The organism is Streptococcus cuniculi (assembly GCF_004570575.1).
GTDB classification, from domain to species: domain Bacteria; phylum Bacillota; class Bacilli; order Lactobacillales; family Streptococcaceae; genus Streptococcus; species Streptococcus cuniculi_A.
The window spans coordinates 254,262-273,649 of sequence record NZ_SPPD01000001.1; the positions used below are offsets into that span (position 1 = coordinate 254,262).

The 19,388-nt window shown below is 44.5% G+C and carries 19 protein-coding genes and 1 riboswitch; of the genes, 11 read left to right on the forward strand and 8 right to left on the reverse strand.

Translation table 11 applies throughout. From position 1 onward, the window contains the following. Positions 1-20: 20 nt before the first annotated feature. A complete protein-coding gene (locus tag E4T82_RS01205) occupies positions 21-950 on the forward strand; it encodes a peptidase U32 family protein (RefSeq protein WP_135181083.1) in 930 nt (309 codons plus the stop codon). Positions 951-958: 8 nt separating this feature from the next. Beyond that, entirely contained in the window at positions 959-2,248 is a 1,290-nt protein-coding gene (locus E4T82_RS01210; protein ID WP_135181084.1) for a peptidase U32 family protein, read from the forward strand. A gap of 42 nt (positions 2,249-2,290) precedes the next feature. Here E4T82_RS01210 and E4T82_RS01215 read toward each other — a convergent pair whose 3' ends face one another. Further along, a complete protein-coding gene (locus E4T82_RS01215) occupies positions 2,291-2,602 on the reverse strand; it encodes a hypothetical protein (RefSeq protein ID WP_135181085.1) in 312 nt (103 codons plus the stop codon). Positions 2,603-2,702: 100 nt separating this feature from the next. On the opposite strand from E4T82_RS01215, the gene E4T82_RS01220 reads away from it, so the two are divergent. Beyond that, positions 2,703-2,915, forward strand: a complete 213-nt coding sequence (locus tag E4T82_RS01220; protein WP_075098449.1) for a YdbC family protein — start codon at positions 2,703-2,705, stop codon at positions 2,913-2,915. 263 nt (positions 2,916-3,178) lie between these two features. Here E4T82_RS01220 and E4T82_RS01225 read toward each other — a convergent pair whose 3' ends face one another. Together E4T82_RS01225 and gorA are read right to left on the reverse strand one after the other, a co-directional pair. Further along, positions 3,179-3,712, reverse strand: a complete 534-nt coding sequence (locus tag E4T82_RS01225; protein ID WP_135181086.1) for a biotin transporter BioY — start codon at positions 3,710-3,712, stop codon at positions 3,179-3,181. 444 nt (positions 3,713-4,156) lie between these two features. Next, positions 4,157-5,506 carry a glutathione-disulfide reductase gene (gene gorA, locus E4T82_RS01230; protein ID WP_135181087.1) on the reverse strand — a complete coding sequence of 450 codons (1,350 nt, stop codon included), beginning with the start codon at positions 5,504-5,506 and terminating at the stop codon, positions 4,157-4,159. A 235-nt stretch (positions 5,507-5,741) separates the two neighbouring features. Between gorA and E4T82_RS01235 the strand changes: the two genes are divergently transcribed. From E4T82_RS01235 to E4T82_RS01250, 4 genes are read left to right on the forward strand one after another with little or no spacing between them, the layout of a single operon-like run. Then, entirely contained in the window at positions 5,742-6,914 is a 1,173-nt protein-coding gene (locus E4T82_RS01235) for an efflux RND transporter periplasmic adaptor subunit (RefSeq protein ID WP_135181088.1), read from the forward strand. Further along, positions 6,877-7,572 (forward strand): ABC transporter ATP-binding protein, encoded by a 696-nt coding sequence (locus tag E4T82_RS01240; protein ID WP_135181089.1) that lies wholly within the window; start codon positions 6,877-6,879, stop codon positions 7,570-7,572. The genes E4T82_RS01235 and E4T82_RS01240 overlap by 38 nt, the downstream gene beginning before the upstream one ends. After that, entirely contained in the window at positions 7,573-8,817 is a 1,245-nt protein-coding gene (locus E4T82_RS01245) for an ABC transporter permease (protein WP_135181090.1), read from the forward strand. It abuts the gene before it with no gap. A 30-nt stretch (positions 8,818-8,847) separates the two neighbouring features. Continuing rightward, entirely contained in the window at positions 8,848-9,279 is a 432-nt protein-coding gene (locus E4T82_RS01250; RefSeq protein WP_135181091.1) for a hypothetical protein, read from the forward strand. A 133-nt stretch (positions 9,280-9,412) separates the two neighbouring features. Here E4T82_RS01250 and lysS read toward each other — a convergent pair whose 3' ends face one another. The 5 genes from lysS to E4T82_RS01275 all read right to left on the reverse strand — a co-directional run bounded on the left by lysS (position 9,413) and on the right by E4T82_RS01275 (position 14,191). Beyond that, positions 9,413-10,903 (reverse strand): lysine--tRNA ligase, encoded by a 1,491-nt coding sequence (gene lysS / locus E4T82_RS01255; RefSeq protein ID WP_135181092.1) that lies wholly within the window; start codon positions 10,901-10,903, stop codon positions 9,413-9,415. Positions 10,904-11,021: 118 nt separating this feature from the next. Beyond that, complete coding sequence (locus tag E4T82_RS01260) at positions 11,022-11,504, reverse strand: aminoacyl-tRNA deacylase (RefSeq protein ID WP_135181093.1); 483 nt, start codon at positions 11,502-11,504, stop codon at positions 11,022-11,024. Continuing rightward, positions 11,501-12,346, reverse strand: a complete 846-nt coding sequence (locus E4T82_RS01265; protein ID WP_135181094.1) for a DUF368 domain-containing protein — start codon at positions 12,344-12,346, stop codon at positions 11,501-11,503. The genes E4T82_RS01260 and E4T82_RS01265 overlap by 4 nt, the downstream gene beginning before the upstream one ends. A gap of 260 nt (positions 12,347-12,606) precedes the next feature. Next, positions 12,607-13,164 (reverse strand): energy-coupled thiamine transporter ThiT, encoded by a 558-nt coding sequence (gene thiT / locus E4T82_RS01270; RefSeq protein ID WP_135181095.1) that lies wholly within the window; start codon positions 13,162-13,164, stop codon positions 12,607-12,609. Between the two features lie 59 nt (positions 13,165-13,223). Beyond that, positions 13,224-13,319: riboswitch (TPP riboswitch) on the reverse strand. A 26-nt stretch (positions 13,320-13,345) separates the two neighbouring features. After that, positions 13,346-14,191 carry a glycoside hydrolase family 25 protein gene (locus E4T82_RS01275; RefSeq protein ID WP_135181096.1) on the reverse strand — a complete coding sequence of 282 codons (846 nt, stop codon included), beginning with the start codon at positions 14,189-14,191 and terminating at the stop codon, positions 13,346-13,348. A gap of 129 nt (positions 14,192-14,320) precedes the next feature. On the opposite strand from E4T82_RS01275, the gene E4T82_RS01280 reads away from it, so the two are divergent. The 4 genes from E4T82_RS01280 (at position 14,321) to ppc (ending at position 19,303) form a co-directional block, all read left to right on the forward strand. Then, on the forward strand, positions 14,321-14,827 hold the full coding sequence (locus E4T82_RS01280) for a hypothetical protein (RefSeq protein WP_135181097.1): 507 nt from the start codon (positions 14,321-14,323) through the stop codon (positions 14,825-14,827). Further along, on the forward strand, positions 14,808-15,179 hold the full coding sequence (locus E4T82_RS01285) for a DUF4430 domain-containing protein (protein ID WP_135181098.1): 372 nt from the start codon (positions 14,808-14,810) through the stop codon (positions 15,177-15,179). Before E4T82_RS01280 ends, E4T82_RS01285 begins: the two co-directional genes overlap by 20 nt. A 170-nt stretch (positions 15,180-15,349) precedes the next feature. Next, complete coding sequence (gene ftsW, locus E4T82_RS01290) at positions 15,350-16,570, forward strand: cell division peptidoglycan polymerase FtsW (RefSeq protein ID WP_135181099.1); 1,221 nt, start codon at positions 15,350-15,352, stop codon at positions 16,568-16,570. A gap of 36 nt (positions 16,571-16,606) precedes the next feature. Beyond that, positions 16,607-19,303, forward strand: a complete 2,697-nt coding sequence (gene ppc, locus E4T82_RS01295; RefSeq protein ID WP_135181100.1) for a phosphoenolpyruvate carboxylase — start codon at positions 16,607-16,609, stop codon at positions 19,301-19,303. Positions 19,304-19,388 lie beyond the last annotated feature (85 nt).

The window sequence follows — 19,388 nt, forward strand, 5'->3', positions numbered from 1 at the left end:
TTTGTGTTATAATTAAGGTTATGGAAAAAATTGTGATTACAGCAACTGCTGAAAGTATTGAACAAGTCAAACAACTATTAGAAGCGGGAGTGGATCGTATTTATGTGGGAGAAGAGGACCATGCCTTGCGGATTCCGCACTCCTTTACCTATGATGAATTGCGTGAAATTGCTCGCCTGACGCATGAAGCGGGCAAAGAATTAACCGTTGCAGCCAATGCCCTCATGCACCAAGACATGATGGACAACATTCAGCCTTTTATGGGATTGATGAAGGAAATTCAGGTGGATTACTTGGTGGTCGGTGATACGGGGATTTTTTACATCAACAAGCGGGACGGATACCATTTCAAACTGATTTATGACACATCTGTTTTTGTCACTTCGAGCCGTCAGATTAACTTCTGGAAAGACCACGGTGCAGTTGGTGCCGTCCTAGCAAGGGAAATTCCGTCTGAGGAATTGTTTGATATTGCTAAAAATTTGGAAATTCCAGCAGAAATATTGGTCTACGGTGCATCTGTGATCCATCATTCAAAACGGACGCTCTTGCAGAATTATTACAATTTTACAAAGGCAGATGAGACGGATTTATCGCGCCAGCGTGGGTTGTTCTTAGCAGAACCGAGTGATCCAGACAGCCATTATTCGATTTACGAAGACAAGCATGGCACCCATATCTTTATCAATAATGATATTGATATGATGACGAAATTAAACGAGCTGGTTGAACATGGTTATCATCATTGGAAATTGGATGGGATTTACTGTCCGGGGCAGAATTTCGTTGAGATTGCCAAGCTCTTTGTTGAGGCCAGAGATTTGGCCGAGGCAGGAGAATTGACTTATGACAGAGCCTTTTTGTTGGATGAACAAGTCCGTAAATTGCATCCCAAAGAGCGAGGGCTAGATACGGGCTTCTACGAATACGATAAGGATAAGGTAAAATAGGAAACAGTATGACACAGAGAACATTAAAACGTCCAGAGGTCTTGTCACCTGCTGGAACCTTGGAAAAACTAAAAGTAGCGATTGATTACGGAGCAGATGCCGTGTTTGTCGGTGGTCAGGCTTATGGTTTGCGCAGTCGTGCTGGGAATTTCTCAATGGAAGAAATGAAAGAAGGGATTGACTATGCCCACGCCCACGGTGCCAAGGTCTATGTCGCAGCCAACATGGTGACCCATGAGGGCAATGAAGTGGGGGCAGGAGCTTGGTTTCGTGAATTGCGGGATATGGGGCTTGATGCGGTCATTGTGTCAGATCCTGCCCTAATTGTGATTTGTGCGACAGAAGCACCCGGTCTTGAGATTCACCTGTCAACTCAGGCCTCATCGACCAACTATGAAACCTTTGAGTTTTGGAAAGAATTGGGCTTGACACGGGTGGTCTTGGCGCGTGAGGTCACCATGGAGGAGTTAGCGGAGATTCGTAAGCGGACCAGCGTTGAGATTGAAGCTTTTGTCCACGGCGCTATGTGTATTTCCTACTCAGGTCGGTGCGTCTTGTCTAACCATATGAGTAACCGTGATGCCAATCGTGGGGGTTGTTCCCAATCCTGCCGCTGGAAATATAATCTCTATGACTTGCCATTTGGGGAAGAACGCAGGAGTATCAAGGGGCAAGTGCCGGAAGAATTTTCGATGTCAGCGGTTGATATGTGTATGATTGACCATATCCCAGATATGATTGAAAATGGGGTTGATAGCTTGAAAATCGAAGGTCGAATGAAGTCGGTTCACTATGTGTCCACTGTGACCAACTGCTATAAGGCAGCAGTTGATGCCTACTTGGAGAGTCCAGAGAAATTTGAAGCCATCAAGCAAGAGTTAATCGATGAGATGTGGAAGGTTGCCCAACGTGAATTGGCAACAGGATTCTACTACAATCCACCGACAGAAAATGAGCAATTATTTGGAGCACGTCGCAAGATTCCTGAGTACAAATTTATTGCAGAAGTAGTGGCCTTTGATCAGCAAACGATGACGGCAACCATTCGCCAGCGCAACGTCATCCATGAGGGAGACAAGGTTGAGTTTTATGGCCCCGGTTTCCGACATTTTGAAACCACCATTAGGGACTTACGGGATTCAGATGGTCTACCAATCGAACGTGCCAACCGCCCGATGGAACTCTTGACCATTCACCTACCGCAGGAAGTGTATCCTGGGGACATGGTTCGTGCCTGCAAGTCAGGTCTCATCAACCTCTATCAAGAGGACGGTCAGTCCTTAACGATTCGTGCTTAATAGAAAAATACCTGATGTTTGTGCATCAGGTGTTTGCTTTCTTTATTGTTGAGATTTTCGGACACTCTCTGGTACAAGGGAGATGCGCTGAATATCGCTGATCGTGATAATACTGGTCACATTGCGTTTAAAATTTTTGACAATCATCCGGTCTTTGTCGGGGTCGAATGTGACAATCTCCCCCGTGAAGCTCTTGCCAGCGTAGATGACGTGAATCGCCGTTTTTTTATAGAGAGCCAGTTGAATGATGTCAAGGTAGGGGGCGTTTTCCTCTTTCTGAGTATCTGTGTGGGGCTGTTGATTGCCTAAAAAGACATTGAGATGATAAAGGAGGAAGGCTAGAAACTTTTTCATGGTAAAATGCTCCAAAGATTGATACAATTATCATATCGGAATTTTTCAGAAAAGACAAGTTTTTATAAAGATTTACGAATAGACTAAATAAGGAGGAAAAATGGCAGAATTTACATTTGAAATTGAAGAAAAGTTACTCGTTTTATCAGAGAACGAGAAAGGTTGGACCAAGGAATTGAATCGAGTGAGTTTTAACGGCGCACCTGCTAAGTACGATATACGCACGTGGAGCCCAGACCACAGTAAAATGGGCAAGGGAATCACCCTATCCAATGAAGAATTTCAAGTCTTGCTCGATGCTTTTCGGAATTAATCAGCAACCTAGAAACAGAGCCTGTCATGTCAAGGTTTGCGTATTTGTCGGTTGCTTTAGTTAAAACCGAGCTCAAGAACTAAGTGAGGATAAGCCACTGGCTTATCCTCACTTTCTATGTCCAAGCCCCACCATTCTTCATTGTATAGTGAATTGAATAAAGGTTAGGGCATCATTAAGTCGCTTTGATGAACGCCAGTTCTATCTGCAGCTCCTTTCCTTGTTCTATTCCTTTCTCAATCCACTATAGATGCTAGTAGGCTTTACTGTTTATTGAACCTAGTGATGCGGCTGAGTGGTCGGTGGGCGATGGTAATGAGGAGCAATTTGAGCAAGTCTGGAATGAGAAAAGGGAGGACCGTGAGGGCAAGTGTCTTTTCAAGATTGCTCTGGGTTAGGAGGGAGAAGATAAGGCTCCCCAAGCCAAAGCAGAGGGCATCACCCAACAAATTGGCAAGAAAGACCTGAATGAGGCTCGAATGAGGGACTGTCAGTTGTGCTGTCACTCCTGCATAGAGGACAAAGCCCCAAAGAAAGCCTGCGGTGGGACCGAAGAGGCTCGCCATGCCTCCTGAAAATCCTGCAAAGACAGGTAGCCCAATAGCCCCTAGTAGGAGATAGAGGATGAGACTAGTCATGGCTTTTTGGGGAGGGTAGAGACTAGCGATGAGACCTACAGCAAGTGTCTGGAGAGTAAATGGAACAGGTCCAATCGGAATGACGAGTTGGGATAGGACAGCAATCAATCCAGCGCCAATAGCAGGGTAGATGAGTGATAGTGTACGTGAAGAGTGCATTTTGTTATCCTTTTCTTTTTTATAGGATAACGAAATTATAAAAGGATTGACACAGAAAGTCAATCCTTTTTCTATCGGCTGTCACAGAAATCATCTATAAAAATGAGACAAGCAAAGTTTGTGACTTTGGATATTGTATACCTTTAGAGGTGATAGAGAGGAGTTTGCTCCGCAAACGCTCATCTAACGCTTTGTCATGTTTCCTCATTTTTCCGTAGCTGTTGCAGGCTATGCCTGCTTTACAGATACGGATACTCTTGTGGTACATTCGCTTTTTTCACGCCCTCGTATCTTGTTTAATTGAACACGCCCTAAACTCTGTGCGAAAAAGACAGGCAGCTGTTTCGGCTTTAGCCGATTACAGCTGAAAACCTCCACTGGAGCTTTTCACTCGTCGTAGTTTCTATTTTCGCTTTGAGTTTTTAGCGGGCTTTGTATCTTGTGTTATCGCATGGTGACAAATTCTTCTGCTCCTGTCGGGTGAATGGCGACTGTTGCATCAAAGTCAGCCTTGGTAGCTCCCATTTTAATCGCTACTGCAAATCCTTGAATCATCTCATCAACACCGTAGCCAATTCCATGAAGCCCGATGATGGTTTCCTCTGGTCCAGTCGTGACCAGTTTGAACTTGGCAGCTTGGCGGTGGCTTCCCAGAGCAGTATACATGGAGGTAAAGACAGAGGTATAGACCTTGATGTTTTCAGCTCCGAATTCTTTTTCGGCTTCCTCTTGGGTGTAGCCGATTGTTCCAATAGCAGGATGTGAAAAGACAACAGTCGGAATGAAGCGGTAGTCCATTTTGGCGCCTGTCTTCCCATTAAATAGGCGTTCGGATAAGGTGCGGCCAGCCTTAATGGCAACAGGTGTCAATTCTTTCTCACCTGTCACATCACCAAGCGCATAGATGTGTGGGACGCTTGTCTCTTGAAATTCATTGACAGCAATATGACCGGAGGCTGTGGTGCTAATGCCGGCGGCGTCAAGGTTCAGATGTTCAATATTTGCCTTTCGTCCAACTGCCCAGAGGATTTTTTCAGCAGTATGCTGGCTGCCGTCCTCAAAGTAAATAGTCAGGCTATCGTCTGGATTTTTTTTAATGAGCTGGGGAATTTTATGAGTATGGAGGGCGAGACCTGTCCGTTCCATTTCAGCGATGAGGGAATCTGTAATGTAGGAATCAAAGCCCCGTAGGGGACGATCGCGACGGACAAAGAGGTCTGTCTGCACACCGAGCGAATGGAGGACACCTGCCATTTCAACAGCGATGTAACCAGCTCCGATAACGGCGACAGATTGTGGCAGTTTCTCCCACGCAAAGACATCATCTGAGACACTGGCATACCCTCCACCGGGAATGCTTGCTAGGACGGGCTTGGCACCTGTTGCAATGACAATCTTATCGGCATAGATCTGCTCCCCATTGACTTCCACCGTATGTTCATCAACAAAGCGAGCAAAGCCCTTAATAACTTCAACCTTATTTCGTTCAAAGGTTCCTTGATAAGAATTTCTCGAGCGTTCGATGTAGGCATCACGGTTTTGTTTTAGGGTTTCAAAATCAAAGCGAATCTTATCTGATGAAAAACCATATTCTGGTCCGTAGTGATGTAGGGCTTCTCCAATTTGGGCTCCATACCACATAATTTTCTTTGGCACACAGCCGATATTGACACAGGTTCCACCGAGGAGGTTTCCCTCAATGACAGCAGCAGTTGCCCCGTATTCTGCAGCCCGATTCATGGTGGCGATCCCTCCAGAACCTCCGCCAATCGCAATGATGTCAAAACGTTTCATAGATAATCCTTTCTGATTTTCACATTTTCCTCTATTGTAACTTTTTTTTTGATTTCCAGCAAAAATCGGCTACGCTCTTTCAATATTACAAAAGTGTAAGGAAATTCTTTACAAGAGCTGTAGAAAGAAAATAGATTTTTTTGTACAATAGTATCAGAAAGTGCTTGCAATTTCGATTGCGTTATTGTATTATATCTGTAGTACAAAATTATTTATCATGTAAAGGAGAAGAGATATGTTAAAAACTAAGAAAAGCAAAATCATTTTGTTTTCCAGTTTAGGAGTAGTAGCACTTGCACTTGTTGGAGGGGGCTTGCTATTTGGCGGGAACAAGACAGAGACGCCGGCTGTTGAGCAAGGTTTGACCTACACAGCAGTGAAAGAAGGATCGATTGCTTCTTCAACCCTCTTATCAGGGACAGTTGCTGCAGCTGATGAGCAATATGTCTACTATGATGCGTCGAAAGGTGATTTGAATGCTGTCTTGGTTGCCCAAGGTGACCAAGTCCAAGTCGGAACACCACTCGTTCAATATGATACAGCCGAATTACAGGCAGCTTATGATACAGCGGTGCGGGCCCGTGACAAAGTAGGACGTCAAATCGAGGATTTACGTACAAATGGTCAGAGCGTCGATTTGACAGGTGACGCTACAGTTGATGGAAAAGCCACTTCTACTGCGCAACGTACTGTCGACATGCAAATGCAAGATTTGAATGATGCTTATGCAGATGCCCAAGCGGCAGTGGATAAGGCACAATCAGCTTTTAATGAGGCAACAGTAACCAGTAATGTTGCCGGAACAGTCGTAGAAGTCAACAAATCCGTTTCTAAGTCAAATACAAGCACCAGTCAAACAGTTGTTCATATCGTCAACCAAGGTAGCCTACAAGTGACCGGTGAACTGTCTGAGTATGATTTGGCAAATATTTCAGCTGATCAAGAAGTGAAAATCACTTCAAAAGTCTATCCTGATAAGGTATGGACTGGGAAAATTTCTTATATTTCCAACTATCCAGGAAGCAATCAGGCCTCAGTAGCCTCTGGTGCAGGAGGAAATGCTTCTAATTCTAAATATCCCTTTAAGGTAGCGATTACAAGTGAGGTTGGAGAACTCAACCAAGGATTTTCTGTCAATATTGAGGTTGTCAACAATACGAAAACGATTCTTGTACCAGTAACCGCAGTTGTACCAGAAGGCGATAAAAACGTTGTTTGGACTATTGTTGACGGAAAAGCGACAAAAGTTGAAGTCACTCTCGGTAACTCAGATGCCATGTATCAAGAAGTAACAGGTGGGCTCAAAGTAGACGACCACGTCATCTCCAATCCAAACGATAGCTTACAAGATGGAAAAGAGGTAGAAGCGAATGAAGAAACGACTAATCAAGCTGACCAACATCAATAAGAGCTATAAAAATGGAGACCAAGAATTACGCGTTTTAAAAGATATTGATTTGGAAGTGGCAGAAGGAGAATTTCTTGCCATTATGGGACCGTCAGGTTCAGGGAAATCCACGCTGATGAACATCATCGGTCTTTTGGATCGTCCGACAGCAGGAGAGTATGTCCTAGAAGATACGGAAGTCAGTCAGATTTCAGAGAGCCGTCTAGCCCATGTTCGGAACAAGCAGATTGGCTTTGTCTTTCAGCAGTTCTTTCTTCTGTCTAAGTTGAATGCCTTACAGAATGTGGAATTACCTCTGATTTATGCAGGGGTGCCTGCTAGCAAACGCAAGGCCTTGTCTCAGCAATTTTTAGAAAAGGTTGAGTTAGGTGATCGGATGACGCATTTGCCGTCTGAGTTATCAGGTGGTCAGAAACAGCGGGTTGCGATAGCACGTGCCTTGGTCAACAGCCCGTCCATTATCTTAGCGGACGAGCCAACAGGGGCTCTTGATACCAAGACAGGAGACCAGATTATGGAGCTGTTAACGGAGTTAAACCGTGAGGGCAAGACCATTATCATGGTAACCCATGAGCCAGAAATCGCAGCATATGCCACACGGCGTATCGTCCTTCGAGACGGTGTCATTACAGAAGATATTTGCAAGGAGGAGAACTAAATGGAAAATATTAAATTTGCCCTAAAATCTGTCCTTGCCCACAAGATGCGTTCGCTCTTGACCATGCTTGGGATTATCATCGGGATTGCCTCGGTCGTGGTGATTGTGGCTCTGGGAGAAGGGGTTAAACGAAGTTTATCCAAAGCCTTGGCCGGTGACCGTAACAATGTACAGCTCTATTTCTCAAACACTACTACAGAAACCGTTCAAGACGGCTTGTCAACCTATTTTGCAGAATCACAGACGACAGATGAGCCTGAGCCGACCTTGACAGATGGGATTTTAAAGGGCTTGCTGGAAGTGGATGGTGTTAGTAACTACTACACCACCAACAATAACAGCAGTGAAATTAGTGTCGGTGCCAAAAAAGTAGACAGCGCCTTTATCACAGGGGTTAGCAAAAACTACTTTGATGTCAAGGAGATTACACTCATAGCAGGTCGTAAGTTTACAGCCAATGACTATACTCAATTCGCCCGTATCATTATGCTAGATGAGCAATCAGCTGAAAAATTGTTTGGCGACGCGAAGTCTGCCCTCAATCAGACCATCACGCTTAACAACAAGGCCTATCTAGTTGTTGGTGTCTACAAGGTAGAAGGAGAGGGCGGTATGCTTAACTTTGGTACTGGTGGTGCTGCCTTGATGACCAATACCCAAGTTGCGGCAGAGACGGGTGTTTCTGAAAATGCCCAAGTTTATGTGCATGTGAAAGATGTCTCACGCTCTACCGAAGTGGGAAGAGCGGCAGCAGCTTATTTGACGAGAGCTACTCATCTCAGAGAAGCCAAGTATGATATTCAAGATTTCTCTCAATTTTTAGAAACCTTCAATGCTCAACTATCCGGTATGACCTTGTTTATCGGTTCGGTTGCAGGGATCTCCCTCCTTGTCGGTGGTATCGGTGTCATGAATATCATGTTGGTGTCTGTTACAGAGCGGACGCGCGAGATTGGCTTGCGAAAAGCCCTTGGTGCGACCCGTGGCAATATCCTCTTGCAATTCTTGGTTGAAGCCATGGTCTTGACTAGTCTCGGTGGTTTATTGGGGCTCGGCATTGCCCAATTAGCGGTTACAGTGATCAATGTGACCAAGGCACTCGGTGGAGAAATTACGGCTGTGATTTCCATTCCAGTGGTAGTGGGGAGTCTTGCCTTCTCAGCAGCAGTCGGTATGCTCTTTGGTGTGCTACCCGCTAATAAGGCTTCCAAGCTTAATCCAATCGAAGCTCTTCGCTATGAATAATATTTTATCATCATCTTTGGAGGTAGCCTGATGAAAAAAGGATTATCTATCGTGTTAGGGATGTTCGCTTGTCTTGTCTTATCTGCCTGTTCGGTTCGAATCGGTGAAATGGGGGAAAGGATGGACGAGGGTACGAGTCAGATGATTCGTGTCTATGATGCAGATGAAGAAAAAGTCTTTGAAACCAAAGACGAAGACATTATTGATAAGTTTGGAGAATATGTAGGTACAGCAGGTGAAGAGGTAGAAGGAGCCAAGATATTTAAAGAGGTTCCTGCTGATGCTGAGGTGGCCTATCATTTTGTAGTGACTACTAGAGCGGGACATGAAGTAGATATGTATGTTTATGAGAATGTTAATGATATAGTGTTGAAAAATATTCCTCTACTAGGGACTATCAGATTGCCCTTATCAGAACAAGAACTCGACTGGCTTCGACATCCTGAAAAATGGGAGAATTGAGATAATAAAAAATGCGCCTGAGCAGATGCCAAGCGCATTTTTTTTTGTGAGTAACTCGAAACTTATTAAACAACCCCCAGAACTTAGCTACTGGGGGTCATTTTATGTTTATTCAGCCTAATTAGAGACCGTTTTATTTCATAGTTGGGAAGAGAAGCACGTCACGGATAGTAGTAGTGTCCGTTAAGAGCATGCAGAGGCGGTCGATTCCGATACCGAGCCCACCTGTTGGTGGCATACCGTATTCAAGGGCTTCTACATAGTCGTAGTCGATACCAGTTGCTTCGTCATCTCCCAATTCTTTTGCCTTGGCTTGAGCCTTGAAGCGTTCCAATTGGTCAATTGGGTCGTTCAACTCGGTGAAGGCATTCCCATACTCTTTGGTCATGATAAAGAGCTCGAAACGGTCTGTAAAGCGTGGGTCGGTATCATTTTTCTTAGCAAGTGGTGATACAGCGACAGGATGTCCATAGACAAAGGTTGGCTGGATTAGTGTATCTTCTACAAATTCCTCAAAGAAGGCATTGATGATTTGGCCAACTTCTGTATAGTGTTTTTCAACAGGAATCTTGTGCTCGCTCGCGACAGCTTTTGCTTCTTCAAAGGTCATATCTTGCCAGAAATCCACTCCTGTTTGTTCCTTGATGGCATCTACCATGTGGACACGCTTGAATGGTAGGTGGACATTGATATCAGTTCCTTGGTAGGTCACAGGACCGTCTCCAACAACAGTTTTGGCGGTGTGTTGGATAATGCCTTCGGTCAAGTCCATGATGTCAAGGTAGTCTGCGTAGGCCTGATAGACCTCAATCGATGTAAATTCTGGATTGTGAGTAGCGTCCATTCCCTCGTTACGGAAGATTCGCCCGATTTCATAGACACGCTCCATACCGCCGACAATGAGGCGTTTTAAGTGCAATTCAGTCGCAATCCGCAAGACCATATCGATGTTTTGGGCATTGTGGTGGGTGATAAATGGACGGGCAGCAGCTCCCCCTGCTTCATTGTGAAGAACAGGTGTTTCTACTTCCAAAAAACCAAGTCCGTCTAAATAACGGCGGATTTCTGAGATGATTTTGCTACGAGTGACAAAGCGCTCGAAGCTCTCACGGTTTGAAATCAAGTCCAGATAACGTTTGCGGTAAATGGTCTCTGTATCTGTCAGACCGTGGAATTTTTCTGGTAGTGGACGCAGGGCTTTTGATAAGTGGGTCAACTTGTGGGCATGAATGGATAGCTCTCCCATGTTGGTCCGCATGACATCTCCCTCGACTCCGATAAAGTCTCCTAGGTCAGCTTTGTTGAAGAGTTCGTAGTTTTCTTCGCCGACATCATCCTTGCGGACGTAAATTTGGATTTGGCCTTCGCGGTCTTGGATGTGGGCAAAGCCAGCCTTTCCTTTTCCACGCTTGGTCATCATTCGACCGGCAATTACCGCAGTAGCGCCTAACTCAGCCAAGTATTCTTTACTCTTATCTTCGTATTGTGCCTTTAATTCTGAGGAGTTAGCAGTGCGTTCAAAGCGCTTTCCAAAGGGGTCTATCCCTTTTTCGCTTAGGGCTGCCATTTTTTCACGGCGCACCAATTGTTGGTCATTTAATTCTTCAAAATGTTCATTTGACATAGTCGTTTCATTCCTCCAAAGTCTATCTCACTTATTCTAGCATAAAAGCAAAAAAAAATCAGTTAGGATAGCTAATTTTTTCTGATAAATATCCGATTTTTGGGCAATCAATCCATGCTTATTGAACCGTTAAATCGGCAAAGTTGGCTCCTACAAAATCTGCCAAGGCTTGGCTATCGATGCGGATAGAGCGCCCGATTTCTCCAGCTGAGACAATCATCTGCCCCAATTCCAAGGCAGATTGGTCAATGTAGATAGGAAAGGCATGTCTCTGGCGAATGCCGACAGGGTTATTGGCCCCGTGGACATAGCCAGTTGTCTTTTCCAAGTCTTTCTGCGGAATCATGCTGACTTTTTTATTGCCTGAAATCTTGGCCAGGGCTTTTTCGGACAGGTGCTCGGTAATCGGCACAATTCCGATGACAGGTCCCGTCTTATCGCCAGTCAAGGCTAGGGTCTTATAAATCTGATACTCTGCGACATCTTCTGGGAGTTTCCCTTCAAGAGCGTTGATTTCAAGGCTATCATGAGCAATACCTGCCTTGTCTAAGATTTGCTCTACCAAGGTTTTCTTGATTTTCTTTTTCTTACTCTTACTCATGACTTGTATTTCTCCTCCAACTTGCTCATCCATAGGCCAAGCCAGACACCTAGTCCAAATAAGATAAAGGCGAGCATCCACGTACCACTTCCTGCACCAGCATAGGAAATCGACTCTTTATTTCCCGCTTGTGGAATGAGAATCAAAAGGGTGCTAGATAGGACAATGCCGATGATGAAATGGTAGACACGGGAATGGTAGTGTTTGAGGGCAAAATCCATGGCCTTTGAAAAGGCGAGCATGGCAAGGATACCCCCTAAGGCAATCGGTAAAAAGGTCCCCAGTAAATCAAGCGATTTAAAGCCGTTGAGCATGGGGCTATAGATGCCTAGGATTAGGAGGAGATTAGAGGGACTAAGACCCGGTACTAAAATCCCTAGAGCAATCAAGGCACCGGCTAAGACGAAGCTGGCAAAGTTGGCAGGCAGGGTACCGACAAGATCATTGAGGAAATAAAGGACAAGTCCAGAAATCACAAAGGTTCCACATAGCCAAGTAAGATCAATCCCATCTCGTTTGCTATGCTTAGTTGATTCATTGACAAGACTCGGAACGGTTCCGACAATCGCCCCTGCAAAACTCCAGAGAACAATCACTTGGTAGTGTTCGAGGAGATATTCAACGGGGTAAGAAAAGAGAGCAATCCCTAAGATACCACCGATTCCCACTGGGACAAAAAAGAGTAGATTTTCGGTAAAATTCTCTCGGATATGGGCGAGAAAATGAATGATTCGCTCATAAATCCCCAAAATCGCAGCCAAGACGCCGCCCGATACTCCGGGTAGGATAAAACCTAGGGCGATAATCATTCCTTTTACAATTCGTGCAATCCAAGATGCCATATATTCCTCCATACAGTAAACAGTCTATGCTGTCGCTCCTATTCTCAAAACCGTCCCCTTCCTCTATGGGAGGTAGGAGTAGGTTTTGAATGAATAGCCAGCAGACAAGGTTTAAAACGTTTCTATTATACCATATTTTGGGAAAATCAGGTAGGGCTTCAGACAAATTCAATTTCAGACTGGTCAGACGGTCAGACTGTTTTAGGCCAGCGGTTGCACACCTAGCTGAATGAGAGGGCTTGAAGCCCAAACATCACTCCTTATTTAGTGGGTAAGAAAAACCGAGGATTGCTAGGAACGAGAATACCTACAACAATGAGGACACTGAGGAGGGTTAACCCTCCTGCGGCTCCATTAACAGTGAAAGAATACCAGTAGGCGGGCACACCCTCAGGAGCATAGCTTGACCAAAAGATGACCCCTGCGATGTAGTGGAGAAGGTAACGCACAAATACAGCAAAAATAGCCGCTAGAAAAGCAAGAGCTAATGCTTGTATCTTCTCTCCTTCTTTTAGCGCCTTTTGAAACTGAGGAGCTAGATAACCCGCAAGTCCCATGGTGATAAAGGCAAGAATGTATTCGATAAAGACTTGGAGAAGAGATAAATAATAAACTCTGGCTAAGACAAAATGAAGGAGACCCCAAATGAAACCAGCCACTAAGCCATATTTTGCCCCTCGGCGCAGAGAAATCAGGACCAAGGGAATGGCACCAAAGGAAGGAGTGTACCAGCTCATGAAATCAGGAATCAAAGACAAGGTCATTGCAAGGGCAGCAAAGAGTGCCACTTCAACGAGGGCAGTGAGGTTTTTAGACATAAAGAAAACTCCTTTTCTTCACAAAAGGAGCTTGGTCTTTTAGAATACCAGTACAACTAGTACCATTCAAACACAATCCCTACGCTAGTCTTAACTAGATCAGGTTCGAGGATTTCGCAGACGCGATCTCAGCCGAAGCACTCCTTTGTGATAACTATTTAATTGTCCTTAGTATAGCATACTATTCTGGGCTTGTAAACAACTTTTGATAAACTTGATTTGGATCTTTGAGCGTCGTAATCAAATTGAGGTCTAAATGATGGGAAAAGCCGTTGAGAGAGCCTACAGAAGTATATTGATGGAGGTCATAATCTAAATCAGTAGCGGGAGCTGCATTGTAGTAACCTGAATTGGTGCCATAGGTTGGAATCCATAAGGCAGTAAATTTCTCAACGGAAATCTGATGTTCTTCCATAAAGTAGGTCCCGATGTAGATTCCAATATTTTTCACCCCTAAATCTTCCAACTCTTGGCGGAAGGCTTCGACACCGGCATTCATATCGTCCATGGTCTTGTCCTCAACATCCAACCAATAATAGGTCGGTTTGAACTTATAGGAGGCTTCGTAAAAAGATTTCGCCTCTTTTTTCATGGACTCCACACTATTGCCAGTAACATAAGCATAGACTGCCACGGGAATCCCCCGTGCTTGAAATTCCTTGATGTGGGTCTGATAATGCTTGTCAAGCCCATTTTCATCGGAGGCACTGTTGTCTTTTTTGGTGTGAGAACCACTTTGGACACGAATAATAGCTCCTGAAATCTTAGATGAAAGGGTATCGTAATCAATATCAGACGGCCGTTGCCAACCGGAGACGTCAATGATTGGTTTCATCTCTAACGCATTCGTAATGCGGTTGCTACTGGCATGGTAACTCGGCTTAGTCGACATGCTTTCATCTGTTGGTTGAACGACTTCTTGCTTGTCTCTTTCTTGTACTTGCTGCATTGCTTTTGTTGTAAGAATAATCCCTGTAAAACAGAGGAAAAACAAGGCAACAAGGATAGGATGTATTTTCTTTCTCATTGCTCTTATTCTATCCTAAATGGAGGGAAAAATCAAAAAAATAAGCTGAAAGCAGAAGAATTTATCTTGACAGTGGACTGAGAATCCGTTACCCTAGAAAGGGAACTAAAAAAGAAAGGAACCGATAGGATGTCAACGAGACGAATCAGCCAGATTGCTCTGCTTACAGCCCTTGCCATTGTACTACGCTTTGCCTTTGCTGCCCTTCCAAATATCAAGCCTATTTCAGCTATTTTTCTAGTCAGTCTCTGCTTTCTCCCCTTGGGCGACAGTCTTTGGATCATGGCCTTGACCATGCTAGGAAGTAGCCTGTTATTCGGATTTAGTTTCGTAGTCTTTTGGCAAATCGCCAGTTTTTCAGTCGTCATGCTCCTGTGGCGTTTACTCGTGATTCCCCTGATTCACAGCAAGCAATTACCACTGGGATTCCAATGCCTATTGGCGGGGCTAATCCCCTTCCTCTATGGCTTTGCAATCAGTCTCCCAATTGCTTGGCAATACGGAACAAATCCGCTTATCTACTGGCTCTATGGTCTGTCCTTTGATGTCCTACACAGCGTTTCGACTGTTTTATTCTACCCCATCATTTATTCTATTTTTAGGAGATATTATCCTTATGAAAAAATTAGTACGTAGCCTCTTGTTTGTCATTGCTGGTCTCTTTTTAGTCGCTTGCCAACCGCAATCCGCTTCAAAAACAGAGCAAACCTATACAGCGACCTTGAAAGTGACTTTCCCAGATAATAAGGTTGTTGAGGAAAAGGTGACCTTTGAAAAAGATGACTCGGTGATGGATATTTTAGAAGACCACCACAAAATTGAAGAAAAGGATGGTCTGGTTACCTCTATTGATGATGTCAGCCAACAGCCAGAGAAAAATACCTACTGGATGTATGATGTCAATGACGAATTAGCTCCAAAAGGTGCTAAGGAAATGCACGTCTCAGATGGTGATACGATTGCCTTCTACCTGCAAACCTTCCAGTAAACAGGAGAAGAGAATGAGGCTGGGACATCTGTCCCAGTCCTATTTTTGTTTGCGCAGGGAACTGCTAATTCTTGGAAACGCTTTTCTCTAAGATTGTCAGATTTTTCCGTATTTAGTAGCGAAATATGGTATAATGAGAGCAATACTCTAGAAGATGCTTAGGAGAATAGATGAAGATTGATAAACAGCATTTGCTGAACTATTCGATTTTAATTCCGTATTTAATTTTATCAGTCGTTGGCTTGATTATGATTTACTCAACAACCAGTGCCTTGCAGGTGCAAAAGGCGGGGAATCCTTTTAAGCTCTTGCTTAGTCAGGCTGGTTATTGGGTTATTAGTTTGATTGCTATTTATATCATTTACCGCATGAAATTGAGCTTTCTACGCAGGCCAGGTTTGATTTCGATAACGCTCTTAATCAACGGATTTTTGTTGATTATTTCCCACTTTTTTGATGCGGTCAATGGTGCCCACGGTTGGATTCGTTTGGGACCTGGGGGTATTATTGGTTTGCAGCCAGCCGAATATCTGAAATTGCTGATAGTCTGGTATTTGGCCCACCAGTTTGCCAAGATGCAGGGTGAGATTCGCCAGTATGACTATCAGGCTCTGACCAAGGGACGCTGGATTCCCAATAAGCTAAATGATTGGCGGGTGGTGGGTCTACTGTCTCTAGGTCTAGTCGCTTCGCTTCCCGACTTGGGAAATGCAGTGATTGTTGCCTTGATTATGATGATTATGATTACGAGCAGTGGAATCGGCTATCGCTGGTTTTCAACAGCGCTGATTGGGCTTGTGTCAGCCTCTGCCCTCTTACTAGGTTCTATCCGCTTGCTGGGTGTTGAGGTTGTCGCGAAGATTCCAGTCTTTGGCTATATTGCCAGACGTTTTGCTGCTTACTTTAATCCCTTTGAAAATGCGACAGAGGCAGGTTTGCAGCTGACCAATTCCTACTATGCCATGAGTAATGGCGGGTGGTTTGGCAGAGGTCTAGGAAATTCGATTGAAAAAAATGGCTACCTGCCAGAGGCACATACAGACTTTGCCTTTTCGATTGTCATTGAAGAGCTAGGTTTTTTTGGTGCCAGTCTGATTTTGGCCCTCTTGTTTTTCTTGATTTTGCGGATTTTGGTCGTCGGGATTCGGGCTAGAAATTCCTTCAACGCCATGATGGCATTTGGAGTTGCAGGGATGTTGCTCGTTCAGACCTTTGTCAACATCGGGGGAATTGCAGGCTTGATTCCAGCGACAGGCGTAACCTTTCCCTTTATTTCACAAGGGGGCAATAGCTTGCTCATCATTTCTATTGGAATTGCCTTTGTGCTCAATATCGATGCCAATGAAAAACGCGAGTTGATTCAAGAAGAAATCGAACGAACGATCGTTTAAGATGCTATAGAAAGATATGTAGGAGAAAGGGAAGAGATGACGATTCAAAAATTAGAAAACTACACCAACAAGGAAACCATCCAAGAAGAAGTCGGTATTCTGACGGATATCTTGCAAGATGTAGCCCGTCAGATTATGTCTGTGGAAACCTTTGATAAGATTATCGAACTTGGAAACCTCTCAAAGCAGGATGACTACAGCCAGCTCATGGACATTATCAGCCATTTGACCAACGATGAGCTGGAAGTGATTGCCCGCTATTTCGCGGTCTTACCCCTCTTGATTAACATTTCAGAGGATGTCGATTTGGCTTATGAAATCAATCATCAAAACAACTTAGGTCAGGATTACCTCGGAAAGATTTCAACGACCATTGATGTGGTCGCTGAGCGTGAGGATGCAGCTGAGATTCTGGAAAATCTCAATGTGGTGCCCGTCTTAACGGCTCACCCGACTCAGGTGCAACGCCAGTCCATGCTTGATTTGACCAAGCATATCCATGAATTGCTCCGTCGCTACCGTGACGTTAAGCTAGGTCTCATGAACCGGACCAAGTGGTTGGATGAATTGCGCTGCTACGTGGAAATCATCATGCAGACTGAGATGATTCGGGAAAAGAAGCTCAAGGTGACCAATGAAATCACCAATGTCATGGACTACTACAATAGCTCCTTTATTAAAGCTGTGACCAAATTGCAGCGGGAATACAAGAATCTTGCCGCTGATCGGGGAATTGAGCTGGTCAATCCGCGCCCGATTACCATGGGCATGTGGATTGGAGGAGACCGTGACGGCAATCCATTCGTGACGGCTGAAACCTTGAAATTATCAGCGCTGACCCAGTGCGAGGTCATCATGAATTACTATCATGAGCAGCTGGAAAAACTCTACCGCAATTTTTCATTGTCTACCAAGATTGTCGCTGTGAGCCCTGCTGTTCAGGCTTTGGCAGATCTATCGGCAGATGCGTCTGTCTACCGTGAGCATGAGCCTTATCGCAGAGCTTTTCATTACATCCAGATGAAATTGGCGAATACTAGGGATTATCTGATTCACGACCGGAAGAGCGATGATCGCTATGCCAATGTCCGTGAGTTTAAGGCGGATATCATTGCGATTAAAGAATCCCTGGGAGAAAACAAGGGTGGTGCCCTCTTAAAAGGGGATTTGACCGAGTTGTTAGAAGCGATTGAAGCCTTTGGTTTTTACTTGGCAAGTATCGATATGCGTCAAGATTCGAGTGTCCACGAAGAAAGTGTGGCGGAGTTACTAGCTTCTGCGAAAATCGTGGAAGATTACAGCAGCCTGTCAGAAGAGGAGAAGTGCCGTATCTTGCTCAAAGAACTGGTCGAGGATCCTCGTATCTTATCCGCAACCCATGCACCCAAATCAGAACAACTAGAAAAAGAATTGGCGATTTTTGCAACAGCCCGTGAATTGAAAGACAAGTTGGGTGAGGAAGTCATCAAGCAACATATCATTTCTCACTCAGAGCATGTGTCTGATCTCTTGGAATTGGCCCTGTTATTAAAAGAAGTGGGCTTGGTTGATGCGGAACGCGCGCGTGTGCAGATTGTGCCCCTTTTTGAGACGATTGAAGATTTGGACAATGCCCCTACCACTATGCGCCATTACTTGCAGCTAGATGTTGCCAAGTCTTGGATTGCAGGTAACAACAACTACCAAGAAATCATGTTGGGCTATTCGGATTCTAATAAAGACGGAGGCTATTTGTCATCAGGTTGGACCCTCTACAAGGCTCAGAATGAATTGACCCAGATTGGTCAGGAATACGGGGTGAAAATTACCTTCTTCCACGGACGTGGTGGCACTGTTGGTCGTGGTGGCGGTCCGTCTTACGACGCCATTACCTCTCAGCCGTTTGGCTCTATTAAAGACCGTATCCGCTTGACCGAGCAAGGAGAAGTGATTTGGAACAAATACGGAAATAAAGATACTGCTTACTACAACCTTGAGATGTTAGTATCTGCGACCTTGGATCGTATGGTGACCCAGATGATTGTGGATACAAATGAAATCGGAGGCTACCGTGAGGTGATGAATGATATTGTCGAAGATAGCTACCATATCTACCGCGAATTAGTCTTTGACAATCCGCATTTCTATGATTACTTCTTTGCAGCAAGTCCGATTCGCGAGGTGTCAAGTCTTAATATTGGTTCGCGTCCAGCAGCACGTAAGACTATTACAGAAATCGGTGGTCTACGTGCTATTCCGTGGGTGTTCTCATGGTCCCAAAACCGAATCATGCTACCAGGCTGGTACGGGGTCGGCTCGAGCTTCAAACGCTTTATAGATAAAGCTCCAGAAAATCTAGCCAAGTTGCAAACCATGTATGAAAACTGGCCTTTCTTCCGTTCGCTCTTATCAAATGTCGACATGGTCTTGTCTAAGTCCAATATGAATATCGCCTTTGAATACGCGAAAATGTGTGAAGATGAAGAAGTGCGTTCCATCTTTTATACAATTTTAGACGAATGGCAATTGACCAAGAATATTATTCTGGAAATTGAGCAAAATGACGAATTGCTGGCAGAATTACCGTCCTTGAAATCCAGCCTTGCCTACCGCATGCCGTATTTCAACGTCTTGAACTATATCCAGATTGAATTGATCAATCGCCTGCGTCGTGGTGAATTGAGCATAGACCAAGAAAGTCTGATTCACATTACTATCAACGGTGTTGCAACAGGCTTGCGGAACTCAGGATAAGATAGAAAAAATCGGTTTCTGCCGATTTTTTTGTCTTTTTTATGCTAGACTTGTAACCAAGAGCAATTTCATTCGTTCTATTAGT